The sequence below is a fragment of the Flavobacterium sp. LMO6 genome, from assembly GCF_009495795.1.
GTDB lineage: Bacteria > Bacteroidota > Bacteroidia > Flavobacteriales > Flavobacteriaceae > Flavobacterium.
The window spans coordinates 383,470-407,634 of record NZ_WIBH01000001.1 but is presented as its reverse complement, the minus strand read 5'-3'; the positions used below and the strand labels follow the sequence as shown (position 1 = coordinate 407,634).

The 24,165-nt window shown below is 31.7% G+C and carries 20 protein-coding genes; 6 read left to right on the top strand and 14 right to left on the bottom strand.

Annotated features, from left to right (window positions below; all coding sequences use genetic code 11):
- Nucleotides 1–59: 59 nt before the first annotated feature.
- The 5 genes from GFJ99_RS01820 to GFJ99_RS01800 all read right to left on the bottom strand — a co-directional run bounded on the left by GFJ99_RS01820 (nucleotide 60) and on the right by GFJ99_RS01800 (nucleotide 6,469).
- Nucleotides 60–341: a F0F1 ATP synthase subunit epsilon gene (locus GFJ99_RS01820; protein ID WP_026725933.1), complete on the bottom strand. Its 282-nt coding sequence runs from the start codon at nucleotides 339–341 to the stop codon at nucleotides 60–62.
- A 78-nt stretch (nucleotides 342–419) separates the two neighbouring features.
- Nucleotides 420–1,931 carry a F0F1 ATP synthase subunit beta gene (atpD, locus tag GFJ99_RS01815; protein ID WP_153207288.1) on the bottom strand — a complete coding sequence of 504 codons (1,512 nt, stop codon included), beginning with the start codon at nucleotides 1,929–1,931 and terminating at the stop codon, nucleotides 420–422.
- A gap of 152 nt (nucleotides 1,932–2,083) precedes the next feature.
- A complete protein-coding gene (glmS, locus tag GFJ99_RS01810; RefSeq protein ID WP_153207287.1) occupies nucleotides 2,084–3,931 on the bottom strand; it encodes a glutamine--fructose-6-phosphate transaminase (isomerizing) in 1,848 nt (615 codons plus the stop codon).
- A gap of 6 nt (nucleotides 3,932–3,937) precedes the next feature.
- A complete protein-coding gene (locus tag GFJ99_RS01805) occupies nucleotides 3,938–5,647 on the bottom strand; it encodes a DUF4270 domain-containing protein (RefSeq protein WP_153207286.1) in 1,710 nt (569 codons plus the stop codon).
- Between the two features lie 15 nt (nucleotides 5,648–5,662).
- Nucleotides 5,663–6,469, bottom strand: a complete 807-nt coding sequence (locus GFJ99_RS01800) for a glycogen/starch synthase (protein ID WP_008255782.1) — start codon at nucleotides 6,467–6,469, stop codon at nucleotides 5,663–5,665.
- 107 nt (nucleotides 6,470–6,576) lie between these two features.
- On the opposite strand from GFJ99_RS01800, the gene panC reads away from it, so the two are divergent.
- Genes panC through radA form a run of 5 tightly spaced genes read left to right on the top strand, consistent with a single transcriptional unit; the run spans nucleotide 6,577 to nucleotide 11,364 of the window.
- Complete coding sequence (gene panC / locus GFJ99_RS01795; protein ID WP_153207285.1) at nucleotides 6,577–7,425, top strand: pantoate--beta-alanine ligase; 849 nt, start codon at nucleotides 6,577–6,579, stop codon at nucleotides 7,423–7,425.
- Nucleotides 7,426–7,438: 13 nt separating this feature from the next.
- On the top strand, nucleotides 7,439–7,789 hold the full coding sequence (gene panD, locus GFJ99_RS01790; protein ID WP_008255780.1) for an aspartate 1-decarboxylase: 351 nt from the start codon (nucleotides 7,439–7,441) through the stop codon (nucleotides 7,787–7,789).
- A 1-nt stretch (nucleotide 7,790) separates the two neighbouring features.
- Nucleotides 7,791–8,750, top strand: coding sequence for a lysylphosphatidylglycerol synthase transmembrane domain-containing protein (locus GFJ99_RS01785; protein ID WP_153207284.1), 960 nt, complete (start codon nucleotides 7,791–7,793; stop codon nucleotides 8,748–8,750).
- 40 nt (nucleotides 8,751–8,790) lie between these two features.
- Nucleotides 8,791–9,996 (top strand): alpha/beta hydrolase, encoded by a 1,206-nt coding sequence (locus GFJ99_RS01780; protein WP_153207283.1) that lies wholly within the window; start codon nucleotides 8,791–8,793, stop codon nucleotides 9,994–9,996.
- A 6-nt stretch (nucleotides 9,997–10,002) separates the two neighbouring features.
- Nucleotides 10,003–11,364, top strand: coding sequence for a DNA repair protein RadA (gene radA / locus GFJ99_RS01775; RefSeq protein ID WP_153207282.1), 1,362 nt, complete (start codon nucleotides 10,003–10,005; stop codon nucleotides 11,362–11,364).
- A 74-nt stretch (nucleotides 11,365–11,438) separates the two neighbouring features.
- On the opposite strand, the gene GFJ99_RS01770 is transcribed toward radA, so the two are convergent.
- From GFJ99_RS01770 to GFJ99_RS01745, 7 genes are all read right to left on the bottom strand, one after another.
- Complete coding sequence (locus tag GFJ99_RS01770) at nucleotides 11,439–11,993, bottom strand: transposase (protein ID WP_153207281.1); 555 nt, start codon at nucleotides 11,991–11,993, stop codon at nucleotides 11,439–11,441.
- 66 nt (nucleotides 11,994–12,059) lie between these two features.
- Entirely contained in the window at nucleotides 12,060–12,911 is an 852-nt protein-coding gene (locus GFJ99_RS01765; protein ID WP_203228764.1) for an IS3 family transposase, read from the bottom strand.
- 14 nt (nucleotides 12,912–12,925) lie between these two features.
- The gene (locus tag GFJ99_RS13630; protein WP_203228763.1) at nucleotides 12,926–13,360 is read right to left on the bottom strand and encodes a helix-turn-helix domain-containing protein; all 435 of its coding nucleotides are present in this window, start codon (nucleotides 13,358–13,360) and stop codon (nucleotides 12,926–12,928) included.
- A 321-nt stretch (nucleotides 13,361–13,681) separates the two neighbouring features.
- Nucleotides 13,682–14,485 (bottom strand): hypothetical protein, encoded by an 804-nt coding sequence (locus GFJ99_RS01760; protein ID WP_153207280.1) that lies wholly within the window; start codon nucleotides 14,483–14,485, stop codon nucleotides 13,682–13,684.
- A gap of 56 nt (nucleotides 14,486–14,541) precedes the next feature.
- Entirely contained in the window at nucleotides 14,542–17,805 is a 3,264-nt protein-coding gene (gene mfd / locus GFJ99_RS01755; protein WP_238990060.1) for a transcription-repair coupling factor, read from the bottom strand.
- A gap of 174 nt (nucleotides 17,806–17,979) precedes the next feature.
- Nucleotides 17,980–20,292 carry a T9SS sorting signal type C domain-containing protein gene (locus tag GFJ99_RS01750; protein ID WP_153207278.1) on the bottom strand — a complete coding sequence of 771 codons (2,313 nt, stop codon included), beginning with the start codon at nucleotides 20,290–20,292 and terminating at the stop codon, nucleotides 17,980–17,982.
- A gap of 42 nt (nucleotides 20,293–20,334) precedes the next feature.
- Nucleotides 20,335–20,931, bottom strand: a complete 597-nt coding sequence (locus GFJ99_RS01745; protein ID WP_153207277.1) for a hypothetical protein — start codon at nucleotides 20,929–20,931, stop codon at nucleotides 20,335–20,337.
- A gap of 233 nt (nucleotides 20,932–21,164) precedes the next feature.
- On the opposite strand from GFJ99_RS01745, the gene GFJ99_RS01740 reads away from it, so the two are divergent.
- Entirely contained in the window at nucleotides 21,165–22,121 is a 957-nt protein-coding gene (locus GFJ99_RS01740) for an NAD-dependent epimerase/dehydratase family protein (RefSeq protein WP_153207276.1), read from the top strand.
- 3 nt (nucleotides 22,122–22,124) lie between these two features.
- Here the strand turns inward: GFJ99_RS01740 and GFJ99_RS01735 are convergent, their stop codons facing one another.
- Nucleotides 22,125–22,619 carry a nuclear transport factor 2 family protein gene (locus GFJ99_RS01735; protein WP_153207275.1) on the bottom strand — a complete coding sequence of 165 codons (495 nt, stop codon included), beginning with the start codon at nucleotides 22,617–22,619 and terminating at the stop codon, nucleotides 22,125–22,127.
- 47 nt (nucleotides 22,620–22,666) lie between these two features.
- Nucleotides 22,667–24,001, bottom strand: a complete 1,335-nt coding sequence (locus GFJ99_RS01730) for an ammonium transporter (RefSeq protein WP_153207274.1) — start codon at nucleotides 23,999–24,001, stop codon at nucleotides 22,667–22,669.
- Nucleotides 24,002–24,165: the final 164 nt, after the last annotated feature.

Genomic DNA, 24,165 nt, shown 5'->3' with positions numbered 1-24,165 from the left:
ACATCAAAAATAAAAAAAGTCCCGCAATTTGCAGGACTTTTTACTATAAATCTATTGTCTTAGTCGGCTAAAACAATAATCTTGTTTTCATTCATTTCGATGGTGCCTGAATTAATAGGTAACCAATACGTTTGCTCATTTACTTTATTGAATTTAGAAACAAATTCTTTTTCAATTTTAATGTTTTGAGCGTTGATTTTCACATTCCCTTTTGCTAATAAAGAAACAATAGGTGCGTGATTATTTAGCATTTGAAACTCACCGTTAATTCCAGGAACTGCTACCGAAGTAACTTCTCCTTTAAACAATGTCGCTTCTGGTGATACTATTTCTAAAATCATATTACTTAGTGATTAGTGAATAGTGATTAGTGATTAGCTCAAGTAACTGAATACTGAAACTGAACACTGAACACTAAATTATGCTTCTGCTAACATTTTTTGTCCAGCTTCAATAGCTTCTTCGATAGTACCTTTAAGGTTGAACGCTGCTTCTGGTAAGTGATCTAATTCACCATCCATAATCATGTTAAATCCTTTAATTGTTTCTTTAATATCAACTAATACACCTGGAATACCAGTAAATTGTTCAGCAACGTGGAACGGTTGAGATAAGAAACGTTGTACACGACGAGCTCTTGACACAGCTAATTTATCATCTTCTGATAATTCCTCCATACCTAAGATAGCAATAATATCTTGTAATTGTTTGTATTTTTGAAGAATCTCTTTTACTCTTTGAGCACAGTCATAATGTTCAGCACCTAAGATTTCTGGAGTTAAGATACGAGAAGTAGAATCTAATGGATCTACCGCTGGATAAATACCTAGCTCAGCAATTTTACGAGACAATACAGTTGTTGCATCTAAGTGAGCAAACGTTGTTGCTGGTGCAGGGTCAGTTAAGTCATCCGCAGGTACATAAACCGCTTGTACAGATGTAATAGATCCTTTTTTAGTTGACGTAATACGCTCTTGCATTGCACCCATTTCTGTTGCTAATGTAGGTTGGTAACCTACCGCAGATGGCATACGACCTAAAAGTGCAGATACTTCAGAACCTGCTTGAGTAAAACGGAAGATATTATCAACGAAGAATAATACATCTTTACCTTGGTCAGATCCAGCTCCATCACGGAAATATTCAGCAATAGATAATCCTGAAAGTGCAACACGTGCACGAGCTCCAGGTGGCTCATTCATTTGTCCGAAAACGAAAGTAGCTTTAGACTCTCTCATTCCTGGCATATCTACTTTAGATAAATCCCATCCTCCATTTTCCATAGAGTGCATGAATTCATCACCATATTTTATAATTCCAGACTCTAACATCTCACGAAGTAAGTCATTTCCTTCACGAGTTCTTTCTCCTACTCCTGCGAATACAGAAAGACCACCGTGACCTTTTGCAATGTTATTAATTAACTCCTGAATTAATACCGTTTTACCTACTCCGGCACCACCAAATAATCCAATTTTTCCTCCTTTTGCATAAGGCTCAATAAGGTCGATTACTTTAATACCTGTAAATAAAACTTCAGAAGAAGTTGATAAGTCTTCAAATTTAGGCGCTGGTCTGTGAATTGACAAACCATTATCACCTGCTTTAGGTAAATTTCCTAAACCATCAATTGCATCACCAATTACATTAAATAAACGACCAAAAACGTCTTTTCCAATTGGCATTTGAATTGGCGCACCAGTAGCAACTACTTCAACACCTCTTGCTAAACCATCTGTAGAGTCCATAGAAATGGTTCTAACCGTGTTTTCTCCAATATGAGATTGAACTTCAAGTACTAATAAAGTACCATCTTTTTTAGTGATTTCTAATGAATCATAAATTTTAGGTAATTCGTTATTTGAGTCATTAAAAACGACGTCAACAACTGGCCCGATAATTTGTGCAACTTTTCCTGTGATTCTAGACATTGCTTATGTATTTATTTAATAGCTAATTAATGTTGAAAAAATGATGTATTTTTCCGAGTGCAAAGATAGTTTTTTCTAAAACAATTTTGCAATATATTTTTTGAATTTTTTGCAATAAAAAAGCGAAATTTCACAATTTCGCTTCTAAAATGTTATTCTACCGTTACGGATTTTGCTAAATTCCTAGGCTGATCGACATTACAACCTCTTAAAACTGCAATATGATACGATAATAATTGTAACGGAATTGTAGTTAATAATGGCGTAAATGGTTCATTTGTTTCAGGAATTTCAATTACGTGATCTGCTAAAGCTTTTACTTGTGTATCTCCTTTAGTAACTACCGCAATAATTTTTCCACTTCTCGACTTTATTTCTTGAATATTACTTACCACTTTATCATAATGCCCTTTATTTGGAGCAATTACAATTACTGGCATATGCTCATCAATTAAAGCAATAGGTCCGTGTTTCATTTCTGCTGCCGGATACCCTTCTGCATGTATATAAGAAATTTCTTTTAATTTTAAAGCTCCTTCTAAAGCAACTGGAAAATTATACCCTCTTCCTAAGTACAAACAATTAGTCGCGTCTTTATATATTTCCGCAATTTGTTTTGCAACTTCATTTGTTTGAAGCGCTTCTTCTACTTTTTCAGGAATTAATTCTAACTCCAACAAATAACGTTGATACTCTGAATTAGGCATTGTTCCTTTTGCTTTTGCTAAGCGAAGTGCTAACAATGTTAAGATAGTAATTTGTGTTGTGAAAGCCTTAGTAGATGCAACACCAATTTCTGGTCCCGCATGTGTATAAGCACCTGCATGAGTTTCTCTAGAAATAGAAGAACCTACTACATTACAAACTCCAAAAACAAAAGCTCCGTTTTCTTTCGCTAATTTAATAGCTGCTAAAGTATCTGCCGTTTCTCCTGACTGAGATATAGCAATAACAACATCATCTTTATTGATAATTGGATTTCTATATCTGAATTCAGATGCGTATTCTACCTCAACTGGAATTCTTGAAAATTCTTCAATAATATATTCCGCAACTAATCCTGCATGCCAAGATGTTCCACAAGCCACAATTAATATACGTTTGGCGTTTAAAAATTTTTCTAAATTATCTTCAACACCAGACATATGTACAATACCTTTGTTAGCTAAAAGTCTTCCTCTATAAGTATCTTTAATTACACTTGGTTGTTCGTAGATTTCTTTCATCATAAAATGATCGTAACCTCCTTTTTCAATTTGCTCTAAATTCAATTGAAGCTCTTGAATGTATGGATCAACCAAAGAATCATCTTTAATTTTTCTAACTTTTAGTGGTTTGTGCAAACGTACAATTGCCATTTCTTCATCTTCTAAATAAATAGCATTTGAAGTATATTCGATAAAAGGAGTTGCATCTGATGCAATGAAAAACTCATCTTCACCTATTCCAATTGCTAATGGACTTCCTAAACGAGCCACTATAATTTCATTTGGTTTTTCCACATCAATAACCGCAATTGCATAAGCACCAATTACCTGATTTAAGGCAATTTGAACCGCATGACCTAGCTTACAATTTTCTTTTTTCTTTACTTCTTCTATCAAATTAATTAATACTTCTGTATCCGTATCTGATTTAAAAGTATAACCTCTTTTTATTAATTCTTGTTTTAATGGTTCATAGTTTTCGATGATTCCATTATGTATAATTACTAATTTTCCAGAGTTTGAAAAATGTGGATGAGAGTTTACATCATTAGGCACTCCATGAGTAGCCCAACGCGTATGACCCATACCTATTTTACCAAATGTATTTTTCTCCGCTTCCGCTTTTAATTCTAAATCAGAAACTTTACCTTTAGTCTTAGATAGTTTTAAATCTTGCCCATCGTACAAAACAATTCCGGCACTATCATAACCTCTATATTCTAAACGATGTAATCCTTTAATAATTACCGGATAAGCATCTCTATGTCCTATATAACCAACAATTCCACACATATATTATTAATTAGGTTTAGTGAAATAAATATTTAACTTAAGTTTTTTGTCTGCATCATCAGGATTTGTGATTACATTTCCAAACAAAATGGTTCCTAATGGATTTAAAATTGACGCCAGTGGAATACTTTCAACTTCTACTCCATTAGCTAAAATTGGATTCTTAATAGTGGCTGTTGAAACAAGATTTATAGACTCTGTAACAGAGATTCCTATTTTAATATTATCTTGATAATCTCCATTGTCATCAGCTTTTAAAACACTCTTAATGTGTTCTGTTAACCTTACTGTATATTTAATCCCTTTTTTATCATCATCTGTTTCTCTTTGAATAATACCTCCAAAAACTACTTTATTATTTTTTGAATTAGAACTTGTTGAACTATCAAATGAATAATCTATAATAACTACATTGTTTGTTGCATCAAATATATAAATTCTTTCTGGCTCACTATCTTTATCAACACCAACCATTGAGGTTTTATCAATATAAAAAGTAAGTATAGCATCATTAACTAACCAATTCTGATTAGTTACATTATTTCTTAGAGTTTCTAGTTCGCCATTTCCAAAAAGATCAATAAAGGCAACTGAACCATTTCCTCCTTTAATAAATAATTTATTGCTACCCAAAATTTCATCCGAATCACCTAAACCCGCTTGATAATCAACAGAATTTGTATGTTCTAAAAAATTAATACTATTATTTCTTAATGTTGATGATGAATTATAACCCATTTTAAGCAAAAACTCTCTCCTAGTCCTAATTGGGTCTGGATTATCAACTGTTGGATCTGCAGACGCTTTATATAAAATTTTAAGTTCGGCTCTAGAAAAATCTAAAATTGCTAATGCTCCTTGACCTGCACTAATTTCTTCTACTTCAAATAAAAGACCTCTAAAATAATTTTTAAAAATGTTATTGTTAAACAGATTTCCTGATGCAGTTGCATCTAAAATTTTTTGTTGGAAATAACTGCTTTTTAAATCTAACCACATGCCTGGAGTTTTTCTTTCTTTTATAACTCTAAGAGTGGTGTCATTTTGATCAGACAATACATCTCCATTACTATCTACATATAAACCAGAACCATCAGTTTTATAAATATATAATTCTTTATTACTAAAATAAAACTCATTATTTTGCGCAATGGCTGCACTATTATTTAGTATTTCAGTTCCTTTAAATGGATCTATTAAAGCCTTATCGTCACTGTAATATTTTTGAGATGACTGTAAATTATCTGTTGGGTCATAGTCTCTTAAATAATAACCATTTTCAACTACCGATAACTTAAACTTGCCTGTATCTGTATTTCCGTAAATTGAATCTAATTCATAAATACGCTCTCCAGAAGTTTCTGTAGATTGAAGAGAACTAAAATAAGGAACATATAAATACACCGAATCAATTACAGGATCATATCCAAAAGAAGGGTTTTCGGTACCAAGTTCAACTTGCGTCACAAAATGAGCCTTAGTAAGACCAAACTTTGGATTATCATAAATACCTAAAGCATTTAATGGTAAATTATTAGCTTGTACAGGTCCTGTATCTTTAGTATATGCGATTAAATTTTCTACCTCATATTTTTCTAAATCAAAATGATTATCTCCAATTACATCTGAGTCTAAGGAATTAAAATCCTTATCACATGAAATTATAAGAACAAAAAGAAATAATAGTGATGATATTTTTAAAAAACTTTTTTTCATAATGGTAAAAACCTTTTATAGTAAGTGATTCTTGATAAATGAAGTATAAACTTCTTTAATAGTGTCTTTAGAGGCGAAAGGTAAAAAAGGTTTGTTTGAACTTTCTATAAATTTTGTTAAAGTTGGAGACAAGACCTCAGAACCAGCTACCACTGCATCTGAATGCATAATACAAACTTTCATTAAGTTTTCATAAGTAGGCGATGCTAAATCTAAAACCGAATCTTTATCAATATTATCAAATAAAACTTTATTGATGAATTCTTTATTTAATTCACCTTCAAAACCTTGTTCATAAACCGAAGAAATTATTTTTGTTTCAGCAAAAATTCCTTCATCTTTATAATAGTGTTTTAAGTAAACGGGCAACATGGCAGCCATCCATCCATGAACATGAATTACATCAGGAACCCAATTTAATTTTTTCACTGTTTCTACTACTCCTTTTGCGAAGAAAATAGCTCTTTCGTCATTATCTGGATATAAAACACCCTCTTCATCTGAAAAAGTAGCTTTTCTCTTGAAATATTCATCATTATCAATAAAATAAACTTGAATTCGCTCTTTAGGAATTGAAGCAACTTTAATAATTAGAGGCATATCCATATCATTTACCACCAAATTCATTCCTGATAAACGGATAACTTCATGCAATTGATGTCTTCTTTCATTGATATTACCATATCTAGGCATAAAAATTCGTATTTGTCCGCCTAAATCATTAATCATTTTTGGCATTTCATACGATTGTAACGACACTTCGTTTTCAGCTAAATAAGGCACCACTTCAGATGATACATACAATATCCTCTTGTCTTCCATAATGTATTCTAGTTAATTATTGTTTTAAAAAACCTTGCAAAATTACAAAATTTTATGGATTTATCCACTAAAATAGTAAGTTTGCACCTGAAATAACAAAGTAGAAAATGCTCATTTTTAATAAAAAGTCTGATTTAAGTGCTTTTTTAAGCCCATTAATTAAACAAAATAAATCCATTGGATTTGTTCCTACCATGGGAGCACTGCATCAAGGACACCTATCGTTGCTGAAAAAATCGCTTTCAGAAAACGATGTTACAGTGATGAGTATTTTTGTGAATCCCACTCAATTTAACAATGCTGAAGATTTAGATAAATATCCACGAACTCTAGAACGCGATGTGCAAATAATGCAAAATTTAAGCAATAACATCATCGTTTATGCTCCGGAAGTAGCCGATATTTATGAAGGTAATACCATTTCTGAAAGTTTTGATTACGATGGCTTAGAAAACCAAATGGAAGGCAAGCATCGTCCTGGCCATTTTGATGGTGTTGGTACAATTGTGAAACATTTATTTGAAATTATTTTACCAAACAAGGCTTATTTTGGCGAAAAAGATTTTCAACAACTTCAAATTGTGAGAAAACTAGTTTCAAAATATAACATTCCCGTTACTATTATAGGATGTCCAATTCATAGAGAAGATAGTGGATTAGCCATGAGTTCTCGAAATGAAAGACTTTCAAAAATTACTAGAGAAAATGCAGCAATAATTTTTCAAATACTAAAAGCTGCCAAAGATATATTTCAAACAAAATCATCACAGGAAACCATTTTATTTGTAGAAAACGAATTTAAAAAAATTCCAGAATTTCAATTAGAATATTTTGAAATTGCTGATGAAGAAACACTTTTACCAGTTTCTGAAAAAGAATCCAACAAAAAATATCGCGGATTTATCGCCATTTTCATTGAGAATATCAGATTAATTGATAATATTTCACTAAATTAATTACCTTTGCATCATGCAAATTCAAGTAGTAAAATCAAAAATTCATAGAGTAACCGTAACCGGTGCCGATTTGAATTATATAGGAAGTATCACCATAGACGAAGCACTTATGGAAGCTTCTAATATTATTGAGGGTGAAAAAGTACAAATCGTAAACATTAATAATGGAGAACGATTAGAAACTTATGCTATCAAAGGACCAAGAAATACAGGAGAAATAACCTTAAACGGACCTGCAGCTCGCAAAGTTCATAGAGGTGATATTGTTATTATTATTTCTTATGGAATTATGGATTTTGAAGAAGCAAAAAAATTCAAACCAACATTAGTTTTTCCAAACGAAAAAGATAACTCTTTAACTTAGTTTGAAAGTCAATATTAGAAAATTTTTAAGTCTTACTGTCCCGCTTTTTATCGGGCTAGGAATTATTTATTATCAATATACAACCCTTTCTTCTACAGAAATAGAAAAAATTAAAATTAGCTTTATTAAAGCCGATTATTTCTACATTTTCCTATCTCTTTTTATTGCGCTTTTTGGCTATTGGTCAAGAGCCTATAGATGGAAATTTTCGCTACAACATTTAGGATATAATACACAATTTCGCAATGACTTAATGACTGTTTGTGTATCGTATTTTATAAATTTAACCATCCCTCGTTCTGGAGAAATTTCAAGAGCCGCATTATTAAAAAAATACGAAAAAGTTCCTTTTGACAAAGGATTTGGCACTATAGTAGCCGAAAGAATTGTAGATTTAATAATTTTTCTATTATTCGTAATTATTGCTTTTGTTTTACAATTTGACAAGCTTTATAAATTTCTGATTGATAAACTTCCAATAGAAAAAATAATCTATTTATTAATTGGAGGATTTGTGGTTTTTGTCATTTTTATTTTCGTTTGGATTTATGCCGAATGGAAAATTATCAAAAAATTAAAACAAAAACTTTCAGGTTTAATTGAAGGAATGACGAGTATTTTAAAAATGAAAGACAAATGGAACTTCATCTTTCATTCCTTTTTTATATGGTTTACATATCTTTTAATGTTTTATGTAACTATTTTTGCTTTACCTGAAACATCTAATATTGGATTTGACGTTGTAATTATGGGCTTTATTTTTGGAAGTTTAGCCGTAGGGTTTACAAACGGAGGAATTGGAGCATATCCTTTAGCTATAGCCTTAATTTATTCGCTTTATGGAATTCCAAATGATGTAGGTGTTGCTTTTGGTTGGTTAGTTTGGACATCACAAACACTATTAACTATTTTCTTAGGTTTATTATCTTATTTGCTTTTACCTATTTTAAATAAAAAATAAATTAGTAAATTGCTAATCTATTTTAACCAAACTATTTAAAATGAAAATCCCTATTACATTTTTGACCGTACTTTTTAGTTTTTTCCTTTTTGCCCAAAAGACCACAGAAACTATAGAATCAAAAAAACTTGGCACAAGAACATTTACTGTCGTAACGCCTCCTTCTTATGAAACAAATCCCGAAAAGAGCTACCCAACATTATTAATTTTAGATGGTGAATATCTATTAGATCCATTTGAAGGAATCCTAAAATATGGAGCTTATTGGGATGATTTACCTGAAATTATTATTATTGCCGTGAATCAAAATTATGGTGAAACACGTTTTGCAGATAGCGAATTTGATGATGCTGGATTCCCATCAGGATCAGGAGCAAATTTCTTTGAATTCATTGGACAAGAATTATATCCTTATGTGGATAAAAAATACCGCACTATTGCCTTTCGAATGATTGCTGGTCATGATACAACAGCTGGTTTCTTGAACTTTTATCTTTACAAAGACAACCCAATTTTTAATGCTTACATTTCGTTAGCTCCAGAAATGGCTCCAGAAATGGAAAAAAGAGTTGCAGAAAGATTAACTAAAATTTCAAAACCACTTTTCTATTATCAAGGAACCGGAGAGGCTGATTTAAAAGAAATTAATGAAAAAGCTGCCGAATTAGATGCAAATATTAAAGCCATTCCAAATGCAACTTTTAAATATCAAAACGATGCTTTCAAAGGCGCTTCACATTATTCATTAGTCGCTAAAGCGATTCCGAATGCAATTTATTTTATATTTGATGGCTATCAACCCATTTCAATGGTGGAATTTCAGGATAAAATTTTAAAATTAGATGCAGGTTATACCGATTATTTAATTGCTAAATATGATGAATTAGAAAAAAGATTTGGTTTTAAAATGAAACCAAGGTTAAGCGACTTTAAAGCAATTGAAGCTGCTATTTTAAAAAATAAAGCATATAATGAGTTGCAACCTTTAGCTGATTTTGCCGACAAGCATTATCCTAAAACTATTTTAGGAACCTATCATCAAGCCTTGTATTTTGAAAAAACGGGTAACTATAAAAAAGCAGTAAAAACGTATCAAAGAGCCTTTACTTTAGAGCCAATTCGTGAATTAACAAAAGATTTTATGTTAAATAGAGCAGAAGCGTTAAAAGGTAAAGAAGACAAACCAACTGAAGAGCCTCCTGTTGAAGCTCCAGTTGAAGATACACCTGCTGAAAAAACTGAATAATACAAAATGAGTAAAGTAAAAACGGCTTTCTTTTGCCAAAACTGTGGTACACAATATTCAAAATGGCAAGGCCAATGTAACGCCTGCAAAGAATGGAATACTATTGTTGAAGAATTAGTTCAAAAAGAAGAAAAAGTAGCTTGGAAAACAACTACAGCAACTTCAAAAGCCGCCACCAAACCTTTACTTATTAAAGAAATTGATACCGCACAAGAAATCCGATTGAACACAACAGATAACGAGTTGAATCGGGTTTTAGGTGGTGGATTAGTTCCTGGATCTTTAACCTTATTAGGTGGCGAACCAGGCATTGGAAAAAGTACGTTGCTCTTGCAAATTGCTTTAAAATTACCTTATAAAACCCTTTATGTTTCGGGTGAAGAAAGCCAAAAACAGATTAAAATGCGTGCCGAACGTATTACTTCTAATGGCGATAATTGCTACATTTTAACCGAAACCAAAACCCAAAATATCTTCCGCCAAATTTTAGAAATTGAACCGGATATTGTCATTATCGATTCGATTCAAACGTTGCATACCGATTATATTGAATCGTCTGCGGGAAGTATTTCTCAAATTAGAGAATGTACCGCTGAGTTGATTAAATATGCGAAAGAATCCAATACACCGGTTTTGTTAATTGGGCACATTACCAAAGACGGCACCATTGCCGGACCAAAGATTTTGGAACACATGGTAGATACCGTTTTACAATTTGAAGGCGACAGAAATCACGTGTATAGAATTTTACGTTCGTTAAAAAACCGTTTTGGTTCTACTGCCGAATTAGGTATTTACGAAATGCAAGGTTCTGGCTTACGAGAAGTCGACAATCCATCTGAAATTTTGATTTCGCATAAAGACGAGCAACTTTCAGGAACAGCAATTGCTACTACCTTAGAAGGCATGCGTCCGTTGATGATTGAAATTCAAGCCTTAGTAAGTACTGCGGTTTATGGAACTCCGCAACGAAGCACCACAGGTTATAATGCCAAACGCTTAAACATGATTTTGGCTGTTTTAGAAAAACGTGCTGGATTTCGATTGGGAACAAAAGACGTTTTCCTTAATGTAACAGGCGGAATTTCTGTAGAAGATACAGCCATTGATTTAGCAGTTGTAGCTGCCATTTTATCTTCAAACGAAGACATTGCCATTGCAGAAGGTTTTTGTTTTGCAGGAGAAGTTGGACTTTCAGGAGAAATTAGACCCGTTAACCGCATTGAACAACGCATTCAAGAAGCCGAAAAATTAGGATTTACCACCATTTTTGTTTCCAAACACAATAAAATTTCGTTGAAAAATACGGGAATTAAAATTGTTTTAGTAGCGAAGATTGAAGATGTGGTGAGTGAGTTGTTTGGGTAGATATAATATTCAAAAGTTAAATTTACACACCATAGTCGATAGCGCGGAATTGCATTCCGTGCCCACAGTACACTTCAAAACAAATCTAACAAAACAATTTCCAATTCATTTTCTAAACCGGCATAATTTCTGGCTGAACTAAAATAATAATCTTCAGGTAGCGTAACTATTTTATCTTTTACAGGATTATTGTGAATATATTCTATCTTTTGTTTTATAAAAGAATTGCTATAAATATGTTCTGCATGATAACCATCTTGCCAAACTTTATATTGTTGTTCTCGTTTTAAATGTTCACAAGCTTTTTGAAAATAGGCTAACAACCATTCTCTTCGACTTTCTGGTTCATCGATTATGGTTTGGATGATTTTTTTGGAAGTAAATTTTTTGAAATCTCGTATCACATCTGATAAAATAAAACCATTAGTTGCTTTGCAAAATAAATGAACATGACTGCTCATGATGCAATACGCATAAATTTCTAATCCTTTATTTTGTTGACAATACTTTAAAGAATCAGTGATAATATATTTTTGATTTAATCGTGTAAAAACATCGACCCAACCTACAGTTGTTATGGTAATAAAGTAAGCATCTTCAGTTGTGGTAGCTTTATATTTTGTTGACATGGCGTGTAATTTATATTTGACTTGTCCTAAAAAATCGATACAGATTTATTAGACAAAAATAATTAATTAAACACTTGCAAGAACGTTCTTGCAAGTGTTTTTTGTTTTATAGGTTTTTATTTTCAATTTATTTTGTTGATGCATTTGATTTGGTGTAAGCATATGATTAGAATAATGAGGTCTTTTTCCATTATAAATATCAACAGTTTCTTTGATTATTTGTTTCATAATTGGTAAATCTTTATTGTATTTATCAATATTAAATTCTTGTTTTAAAATACCATTAATTCGTTCTGCCACAGCATTTTCATATGGATCAGAGTTTTGTGTCATACTGGGTTTTATCCTATTTTTACTTAATAGTTTCTGATATTCATTAGCACAATATTGTAACCCTCTATCTGAATGATGTATTAATACTAAATCTTTATTCATTCTTTGATTTATAGCCAATCTTAATGCTACTAAACTACTTTCAGTATTTAAATTATCCGACACATTATAACCAACAATCTTTTTAGAATACGCATCTGTTATTAAACTCAGATAACAAGGTTTTTCTCTTTTTCCTATATAAGTTATATCAGATACCCAGACTTGTTCTGGTCGATTTATTTCTAAATCAATTAGTTGATTATTGTATTTTCTAAAACGATGATGTGAGTTGGTTGTAATATGATAAGAACGTTTTGGAACAATTAGTAAATGATTGGCTCTTAGAATATCAATAAATTTATCTCTACCTATTTTTAAAGTTTTTAAATCATTACCTAATAAATAATAAAGCTTTCTAGCTCCAATTTTTGGCATTTGTTGTCTGATTTCTAAAACCATATCAACTACTAACCGAGCTTTATTTTGTTTGTTAAAACGCCGTTTGATTTTTCTATAATAAACCTGTCTATCTATCCCGAACAAAGTGCAGGCAAACGTTATTGTTTGTTGTTCTTGTTCTTTAAATTGGTCGATTGTTCGGGTGAAGAGTTTTTTCGGATATCAATTTTATACTCTTTCTCTGCTATATCAATCATCATATCAAAAATGATGGCTTTCTTGTCAGCAACAAAGGCTTGTTGCTCTAAAAAAGCTTTTTGCTTTTCTAATAATTTAACTTGTGCCTCAAGTTCCATTATTTTTTGTTCTGGAGATTTTCCCATATTCGATGGTGTTTGATTTTCCCAATCAAAGTTACCAAATTTTCGAAGCCATTGAACAATTGTCGAACGAGATTGTATGCCATATTTACGACATGCAGAGTGAGTTGATAACTCACCTCTTTCTATTTCTTGTACAACTTGTATTTTAAAAGACATTGTGTAGTCTTTCTGAGTGCGCTTTACATAGCGAATTTCTTGAAGGTTTTCCATAACGATGAAATTTGTGTATCGCTATTTCAGGACAAGACAATTCAAATATAAAAAAACTTTGTCAATTTTAATGTTGTGTTTTTTATTTACTTTGTGGGCACGGAATGCAATTCCGCGCTATCGTTACGTTGAGATATCCGAGCGGTCGGGATTAAAAAAATTAAAAATCCCTTTTCTCCTAAAAAACTTGATAAAAAAAATAATAATATTCCTGGAATAGAAATTATCAGTAAATAAAAAATAATTAACAAAAAGGAGTAAAAAACTTTTTTCATAAGGTTAATGCTAAAAAATCTCTATTAAGTTAAATTGAAGGAATTCTTATTCAATCACAATAGGAATATCAAAATAAACCTTTCTTTCTTGGAAAACAAAATCATCCTTAACTTCTTCAATAAAGCCAAACTCTCTAATATAACCTCTGATTTTTTTATTACCGCTTTTTGAAAAAATGAAATTAAACTTAAAAATATGCTCTTTTGATAAAATACTATCTAGTTTAACTTCTTTCATATTGCAAAAATTATCATTTATTTCAGTTCCAATAATTGCTGAAGATAAAGATTGTTTTTCCCAAATTGAATGATATTTAACATGATATACTATATTTTCATTTTTTTTGTATGATTTTTTCTTATCGATTATTTGAAAATAATTCGATCTGTCTCTTATAATTTTCGCTTGATTATCATAAAACCAACCCTGATTCAAATATTCTTTATTACATAAATTAAAATATTCTATTTCACTTGAAATTTTATTATTTGTATAAAATTTCCACTTTCCGACTTTAATTCTATTTAATTCTATTCCAGAAGAATGTAATTGTCCGTTTTCAAAATACTTCAAAAAAACTGAATCAGTATTACTTTTGTATTCAATACAAGAAATTTTATTTTTTTCAAAAAAAACTATTGAATCTACAAACCTATTGTTTTTTATATTTCCTTTTTTAAAGCAAGTCCCATCTTCATTAAATTGAATAAATTCGCCATCATATTCATTCTTTGAATTCACATAATATTTTCTATATACCTTACCATTTGGATAATATTCAATCTTTTGTTCAGTTTCATTTTGACAACCAAATAAAATTGTAAGAAGTAGAACGCCTATATATTTCATAAGTAATAACTAGTTAAAATTCATTTTTTAAAATTTCGAATTACATTCAAATCAATTTAAATCCCCTCCAACAACTCCAGCGCCTTGTTCACTGATTTCACATTATCAAAAGTCAGTAATAAACGTAAGCCGTTTTTGGTTTCTTTTTCTTTTATTTTACACACATTGCCGTTGCGTTGAGCAAATTGTAGCACTTTCATGAAACGGTTACTTTGGTAGAAATCACTTTGTTGGTCGCCAATAAAATAACCAATCATTTTACCTTGTTTCATCATTAAACGTTCAATTCCCATTGCGGTAGCTTTCCATTTAATGCGTACGCTGTTTAATAACGCAATAGCTTCTTTAGGCAACGAACCAAAACGGTCAATTAGTTTTTGTTCGTATTGTTGTAAGGTAGCTTCGTCTTTAATTTGGCTCAACTCATTGTATAAATTCAAACGTTCGGTAATGTTGTTGATGTATTCATCTGGGAACAGCAATTCGAAATCGGTATCAATTTGAATGTCTTTGACAAACTCTTTCGTTTCAATGTCGTTTTCTTCTTGGTACAAGTCTTTGAATTCGTTTTCTTTCAACTCGTCAATGGCTTCATTCATGATTTTTTGGTAGGTATCAAAACCAATTTCGTTGATAAAACCACTTTGTTCACCACCTAATAAATCACCCGCGCCACGAATTTCCAAATCCTTCATCGCAATGTTGAAACCGCTTCCTAATTCGCTAAATTGTTCCAAAGCCGTAATACGCTTTTGTGCTTCACCCGTCATCATCGAATAGGGTGGCGTAATGAAATAACAAAACGCTTTTTTATTACTTCTTCCCACACGACCACGCATTTGGTGCAAATCAGATAATCCGAAATTATTGGCGTTATTGATAAAAATCGTATTGGCATTCGGCACATCTAAACCACTTTCGATAATGGTAGTTGCGACCAAAACGTCAAATTCGCCTTCCATGAAAGCCAACATCAATTCTTCTAGTTTTTTTCCATCCATTTGACCGTGACCGATGCCTACTTTTGCTCCTGGCACCAATCGTTGAATCATTCCGGCTACTTCTTTGATGTTTTCAATTCGGTTATTGATGAAAAACACTTGACCACCACGCTGAATTTCATACGAAATGGCATCACGAATAGCTTCTTCGTTAAAACGAATTACATGTGTTTCAATTGGATAACGATTGGGCGGAGGTGTTGTAATTACCGATAAATCACGTGCTGCCATCAACGAAAACTGCAACGTTCTCGGAATCGGAGTTGCGGTTAAGGTCAACGTATCTACATTTGTAGCGATGGTTTTTAATTTATCTTTTACGTTTACTCCAAATTTTTGTTCTTCGTCGATAATCAACAAACCTAAATCTTTAAAAACGACATTTTTATTCACCAATTGATGTGTTCCAATCAAAATATCGACTTTTCCTTCTTGCAATTTTTGAAGCGTATCGGCTTTTTGTTTCGCCGTTCTAAATCGGTTCACATAACTTACGGTAACAGGCATATCTTTCAAACGTTCCGAAAACGTTCTAAAATGTTGATACGCTAAAATAGTTGTTGGCACTAAAACGGCAACTTGTTTTCCGTTATCCACCGCTTTAAAAGCCGCACGAATCGCAACTTCTGTTTTCCCAAAACCTACATCACCACACACTAATCGGTCCATCGGACGTTCATTTTCCATATCGGATTTTACATCAGCTGTAGCCGTAATTTGATCAGGCGTATCTTCGTAAATGAACGAACTTTCTAATTCTTTTTGCAAATAACTATCGGGTGCAAACTGAAAACCTTTGTCTAATCTTCGCTTTGCATACAACTGAATTAGGTTGAAAGCAATATGCTTTACGCGTGCTTTTGTTTTTTGTTTTAGGGTTTTCCAAGCGTTGCTTCCTAATTTATAAATCTTTGGTGGCGCGCCATCTTTCCCATTGTATTTTGAGATTTTGTGTAGCGAATGAATGCTCACATACACAATATCGTTATCGGCATAGACCAATTTTATAGCTTCTTGTGTTTTACCTTCGACCTGAATTTTTTGCAAGCCACCAAATTTTCCAATTCCGTGATCGATGTGCGTTACATAATCGCCAACCGACAACGAAGTCAGTTCTTTTAACGTAATAGTTTGCTTTTTAGAATAGCCGTTTTTAATGGAAAACTTATGGTAACGTTCAAAAATTTGATGATCGGTGTAACACGCCATTTGATTTTCTTCATCGATAAAACCTTCAAATAATGGCAACACCATGGTTTTGTATTGCTTGTGAATGCTTTCGGAATTGGCTTCGTCGATATCTTCAAAAATATCATGAAATCGAGTTGCCTGATTTTCATTGGAACAACACAAGTAATTTTTGAAACCATTAAAATGATTCTCGCTCAAGCTATTCAACAACAAATCAAATTGTTTGTTGAAAGAAGGTTGTGGCTGAATATGAAATTCGACTTTTTTATCGATTTTAAAAACAGCGTTGGCATGTAATTCAATTACTGAAAAATCGAGTGCACGTTTTAAAAATTGCTTTTGATTTAAAAATAATTCTTCTGGTGGCGCATGCTGAATATCCTTAGATAATTTCTCGAAAGCTTCATTGGCTTTGTCGAATAATTTATCCAATTGTTGTCCTAATAATTCGGTATTTTGAATAACTAAAACCGTTTTTTCGTTGATGTAATCAAGGAAACTTTCGCGATTTTCTTGTAGTAATTTATTTTCGACATTTGGTATAATCGATATCTTTTTTAGTTTTTCAATCGACAATTGTGTTTCAACATCAAAACTTCTTATACTATCGATTTCGTTTCCAAAAAATTCAATTCGGTACGGATTATCATTGGAAAATGAGAACACATCGATAATTCCACCACGAACGGAAAATTCACCTGGTTCGGTTACAAAATCTACTCGTTTGAAATTGTATTCAAATAAAGTTTCGTTTATAAAATCAATGGAAAGTTTGTCTTCCACCGATAATTTCAACGTATTTTTCTCTAGTTCTTTTCGGGTAACCACTTTCTCAAAAATAGCTTCGGCATACGAAATAATAATCGCAGGTTTTTTGCGCGAATTTATTCGGTTTAAAACCTCAGCACGTAAAAGAATATTGGCGTTATCGGTTTCTTCAATTTGGTATGGTCTTCGGTACGAACTTGGATAAAAAAGTACATCATCTGCGTTAAGCAATTGCTCCAAATCGTTTAAATTATACGCCGCTTCTTCTTTATTACTGAATAGAATCAGGAACGGAAGTTCCGATTTTTTAAACAGTGAATGTGCCACAAAAGACAACGAAGAGCCAACCAAACCAGTCATTTGAGACTTTTGGCGCGCTGCGAATGTACTTTCTAAAACGGCAATCTTTGATGACTTATCGTAAATAGATATAATGTCGGACTTGCTCAAAATGAATTTTTTAATTGACTACAAAAATAAAAAAACCACTACGTTTTCAATAGAAAAGTAGTGGTTATATTACCGAAACGATTGTTAAAAAATGAATTTCTTAGCAACTGTTACGTTATTCTCTAATGTTGTTTTAATAATTAGTGCTTGATTCGTTTGCATTAATTCAGTTAATAAAAATTCTTTTGAATTGATATTATCTTTTGAAAACAATTTTCTACCTAACATATCGTACACCTCTACACTTGTAATGTTTGATTTTGATGATACAATTTTTGGCTTATTATTGTTTTCGAAAACATATACTGAATTTTGATTTTCAAGGAAATCATTATTTGAAAGACTTACATCTTGATAGTGAAGCACAAAACGATCATCATAAACACCTGCAATACTTGAAAAAGTATAAGGAGCTACTTTTAAATTATGGAAAATATTCAATGTTTTATCTTCTAAAAACACCTCTTTATCTGAAAAATAAATACCTAATTCTGAAATATTTATATCAAAACTTGTATTTGCCGTTATTGTAGATTTAAATCCAAGTGGCACTTGATCTGTAACTACCCAAGGCATTGCTTTTACTTGAATGGCTAAATTATGATTTGGAATAATTGAGTAAAAACTAACAAATTGCCCGTCTAATTGATCTCCATCCATTCCAGAATCAAATCCATCTGTTGCACCTGTTACATATAAAATGACTTGTTGTTTAAATGCTCCTCCAGAATTTGATAAATCTAAACGAATTAAATTATCGTCTGCTTCTTCAAAAGTTTCATTTTGAGAACTTGTATTTCTATAAAAACTAGAATTTGTTCCGGCAACTCTCATGTCGTTAGTAAAAGTTACTGTGCCAGTTGCCGAACTAGAAGCAAAAAAACCTTGCCCAGCAGCCATAAATTTTGTTGGAACATCACCTCCAGAATTTGCAGCAGTTCCTGCAAGACTTGTTCTAACTGCATAATCATTTGATGAAAAAACATTAGCAGAAATAGCCGTATTATGAGTCCAATAATACAAAGTATTTAAAGTTGTATTTGCTATTAACGTTTGAACATTTATTGCTGATGGGTATGGATTTGCTAATAAATTGTAATTTAAAACTGTCTTTTCAAAAACGTTGAATGAATAATTACCGTTATTAGGAACGCCTATAAAAACTCCATTAAAAATTACAGGTGTTGAATTATAATTTTGTGGCGCCATAATTGCATAACCTTTAGCAGGAATCATGGAACTATTTGGATTTTCGGTAACCCAATTATTAACGGTAGGATTTGCATTAAAGGAATAAAATCGTGCAGTTGAAGTTAGTGGAGAAAATAAATTTAATTTTTGACCTAACACTGGTGATCCCCAATATGTGTATTGGTATTGAATCATAGGTGTTGCATTTCTTTTATATGTAATATTACCTAAATTGGTAGCTCCAGCATTGTTTTGAAGAAGAGAAGCATTGTTTTCAAAAACTAAATCTGAACCCGAACTAATTTCGATTTCATTTTCAACAGTTAAATTATGGTTGGAATTAATTACAACAATTGCATTATTAGCAACTTTTACAGAACACGCACTTATATTTGAAGTTGAACTGTAATTACCAGTAAAAACTACATTTTTATTAGCATTTGGTTCTCCTTTATCCCAAGTTGTTCCGTCCCAAGTTGTAGTCATAGCACATTTTTGAACAACTAAACTATTAAAATGCAAATTATTTAAATCGTTACCGGTATCTGTATTTCCAATAAATAATTTAAATCCGGAAAACTGACCTGTTCTTATTCCTGAAGAATAACTGTCAGAACCTCTTAAAATTACAACTTCATATGAATTTACATCGGTTTGATTTACCACTAATTGAAACACAGAAGCTTGATCATAAGTCCATCCAAAATTTGCATTAGTTGTAGTTGAATATACATCAGAAGCCACATTGAAAGTATATAATAAATTAAAATTTTGATCCATTAAATCAATCCCTTTATAACCATTTCTGTATGCTATTGCTAAATCAATTTTAAATGATTGCCCTGGTAATAAATACTGACGTCCACCAACGGCTGGAGAACCGGTACTCGATAAAAATCTTTGTGCATTTGCTTGAACAAAAGTTCCTCCAGGATTAGCATACATTGAAAATGAACTTCCTGAAGAATTAACATCTCCAAAGCCTTGACTTACTGAATTACCTAAAAAATGTCCTGCAAAATGAGTTCCATCTGTATTTTGTGTCCACAAATCCCAAGCAGAAAACCCAGTTCCTGAATTACTTCCATTAGTCCAAGAAACATAATTTGAAGCATTATCAGAAAACAACGTAGTTTGAGCAAAACCTAGTTGTAAAAACAACAATGTTATTGGTATTAAAATCTTTGAAATATAATTTTTGTTCATTCTTAACTAATTGGCTCTAAATATATTAAAAAAATGTTTTGATTAATCAGAAATCTCCATCTTCTCTCGCATTTTATCAGGATTAGCATTTCGAGCTGTGTCCAATGCCTGTAACATTAATTCTTCTCCTATTTCTTTTGGAATGGCCTTTTTTATGATGATTTCATCCCATTGTTTGTATAACCCTTTAATCTCTTCATTAATTTCAGGAATTAATTTCGCAATTTTTTGCTCAGGAATAATTCTTAAATTAAGGAATGTTTCTAACGACTTTAATTTTGTGTTTAATGTTGTTATTCTGCTTAAAATTTGTGGTTTATTATATTCAAAAGGAATGGTAATGGACAAAGTATCTGCTTTTGATGATAAATTTTTAGTTTTCATTTGAAAAGCAGATAAGGTAGATTTTGGTTTCTGAAGCATTTCAATTTCAAACTGTCTCCATTCGTTCCATCGATTTAAAGTGGTATTAACTTCTGGTCTTGGAGTTGGAAAATTAAATTGCCACATTTTGGAAATGTTTTTAAAAACGGCTTCATTTTTTTGTGCTACTTTTTGTGCTTCTAGTTGCTGGTTTTCATTTTTACATGAAAAAAGGGTTACAGCTAAAATCAAAAAACTATAAAGGAAAACTTTCATTTTATTGAATTAAAGAACAAATGTACAAATGTTTACATTACGTAGCTACATTTCTATCAATATCTTAACAGTTAGAGGTAAACGAAATTGATTAATTGATTGTAAAAAATCTGTTCAAGTATTTAAAATTATCAAATGTCTAAATTTAGCCTATGATTTATAAAAATATCTCAAAAAATCAACAAAAAAATTAGTACTAAATGTTATATTTGTTCCCTATTTTACACTAACAAATGGAAACAAAAATATTAATAATTGGTGCATGTGGACAAATTGGTACCGAACTTACAGCAAAGCTTAGAGCTACCTATGGTGTTGATAATGTAGTAGCTTCTGACATTAGAAAACTAAATAATGATGTTGTTAATAATGGAATTTTTGAAGTTATTAATGCTTTAGATTACAATCAAATTGAGCATTTAATTGAACAATATCATATAACCGATGTTTATTTAATGGCAGCTTTATTATCTGCTACAGCAGAAAAAAATCCAGCTTTTGCTTGGGATTTAAATATGAATTCGTTGTTTCATGTTTTAAATTTAGCTAAAGCAGGTAAAATAAAGAAAATATTTTGGCCTTCTAGTATTGCCGTTTTTGGACCCACAACTCCAAGGCACAACACTCCACAATATACCATTATGGAACCTTCAACCGTTTATGGGATTTCTAAACAAACAGGCGAAAGATGGTGTGAATATTATCACAATCAGTATGGTGTAGATGTAAGAAGTATACGTTATCCTGGTTTAATTAGTTGGAGTACCGAAGCAGGTGGAGGAACTACAGATTATGCTGTTGATATTTATCACAAAGCGATAACCGATGGTAAATTTACTAGTTTTTTATCCAAAGACACCGAATTACCTATGATGTACATGGATGACGCAATCAAAGCTACTATTGGCATTATGCAAGCGCCATCAGAACAAATTAAAATACGTTCTTCTTATAATTTGGCAGCGATGAGTTTTACGCCAAAACAAATAGGCGAAGAAATCAAAAAACACTATCCAAATTTTGAATTAAGTTACACCCCAGATTTCCGTCAGAAAATTGCTGATAGCTGGCCCGCTAGTATTGACGACACTTCAGCAAGAGAGGATTGGGGATGGAAAAATGATTTTACTATTGAAAATATGACTGTTGATATGTTTCAAAACCTAAACGATCACATTTATAAAATTTAGTTTTTATTTTTTTAAACTTTCCATTAAAGCGTCTTCAATAGGCGCTTTAATTTTTACCACTTCGTCAACATTATCATTTGGAACTGTCATAGAAAGCACGTAGTGTTTAATTTTCCATTGACCGTTTTCCAAAGCTAAAACTCCAGATCCTCTACAAATTTTCATTTGAGTATTTAGCAATTCATCGAACCATACCATTTTTCTGTCTTTACTAAAATAAATATTACGTTCGATTGCATTAAAGCTCCATGCTTTACCTTTATCAAAATAAGGTTTTGCAAATTTTTGAAATTGTAATTTATTCCAATTTTCAGTTGCATCTGTTCCAATAAAAATTGACTCTTCTGACAATAATCCAAAATAAGCATCATAGTTAGCAGTTGCAGCGGCTTTGTGCCAATTATCTAAAATAGTTGCTATTTCTGCTTTTTGATTTTCAATTTTTGGTTTTGGAGCACATCCAAAAGCTGCTAAAAAAAGAAGATAATATAATTTCATATTGCTTGTTTTTAAAATACTAAACTATCAAAAATACTATTTTATCTTCATAATTTTTCATTATGTTGCGTTAAATCTAATCCAACACGTTCTGAATTTTCGGAAACTCGTAAAGGAATAAACCAATTAGCTACTTTATACAACAAAATAGACCCAAAAAAAGTAAATAAGGCAACTAAAACTAACGCCATCATGTGATGCCCAAAAACCGACCAACCTCCATGAAGTAAGCTTGCATTTTCGCCTTCTGCAAAAATAGCGGTTAATATCATTCCCATTATACCGCCAACTCCATGGCAAGCAAACACATCTAAAGTATCATCTATAGATTTTAATTTATTCCAATATAACATTTTGTTAGAAACAATAGCTGCAATAAATCCGAAGAAAATACTTTTTGGAATTGATATAAACCCTGCAGCAGGTGTTATAGCAACCAAACCTACAACCGCTCCAATACAAGCTCCCAAAGCAGAGGCTTTTCTTCCGTTTATTCTATCGAAAAATATCCAGGTCATCATAGCAGATGCAGAAGCTATAGTAGTTGTAGCAAATGCCATTGCTGCTGTTCCATTAGCGGCTAAAGCAGAACCTGCATTAAATCCAAACCAACCAAACCAAAGCATTCCGGTTCCTAATAAGACAAAAGGAATATTGGTTGGAATATGTTCGCTATTTTTTCTTTTTCCTAAAACCAAAACACCAGCTAATGCAGCAAACCCTGCACTCATGTGTACAACAGTTCCTCCAGCAAAATCTTTAACTCCAAAATAACTTCCTAAAAGACCGTTTGGATGCCAAACCATATGACATAATGGAGTATAAATAAACAATGTGAATAAACAAATGAAAAATAAATAACCTATGAATCGAACACGTTCTGCAAAAGAACCTGTTATAATAGCAGGTGTTATTACAGCAAATTTCATTTGAAATAAAGCAAATAAGACAAAAGGAATTGTGCTAGCTAATTGTTTATGAGGAAGCGAACCCACATTATCAAAAAACATATAATCAAAAGGATTTCCAATGATTCCGTAGTGTTTTCCCGCTATTTCAAAACCTAAACTATCTCCAAAAGACAAACTAAAACCTACAACAACCCACAATAAACTTACTACTCCTAGCGAAATAAAACTTTGTAGCATTGTAGAAATCACATTCTTTTTTCCAACCATTCCTCCATAAAAAAAAGAAAGTCCGGGTGTCATTAATAACACAAAAGATGAAGATGTTAACAACCATGCCACATCGGCATAGTTTATATCTTTAGATGTTAAAAAATTATGCTTAAGATTATTACTATTTTCCCAAAACAAACTTGCAATTGCAACTACACAAATTATCACAAAAGAAACTATCCAGCGTTTTTTTATTTTCATACCCCTAAATTTTAAAGGGTAAATTTATAAAAATTACATTTATTATTGTTTTATATTTTAAAAACATAGGGGTTGTGTTTAAATTTTTATTAAAAATACATTTCAACCCCAGTTTATTTTAAATTTTATTTGTTTTATTCAACAAATTGAGATTGTTTCTGTAA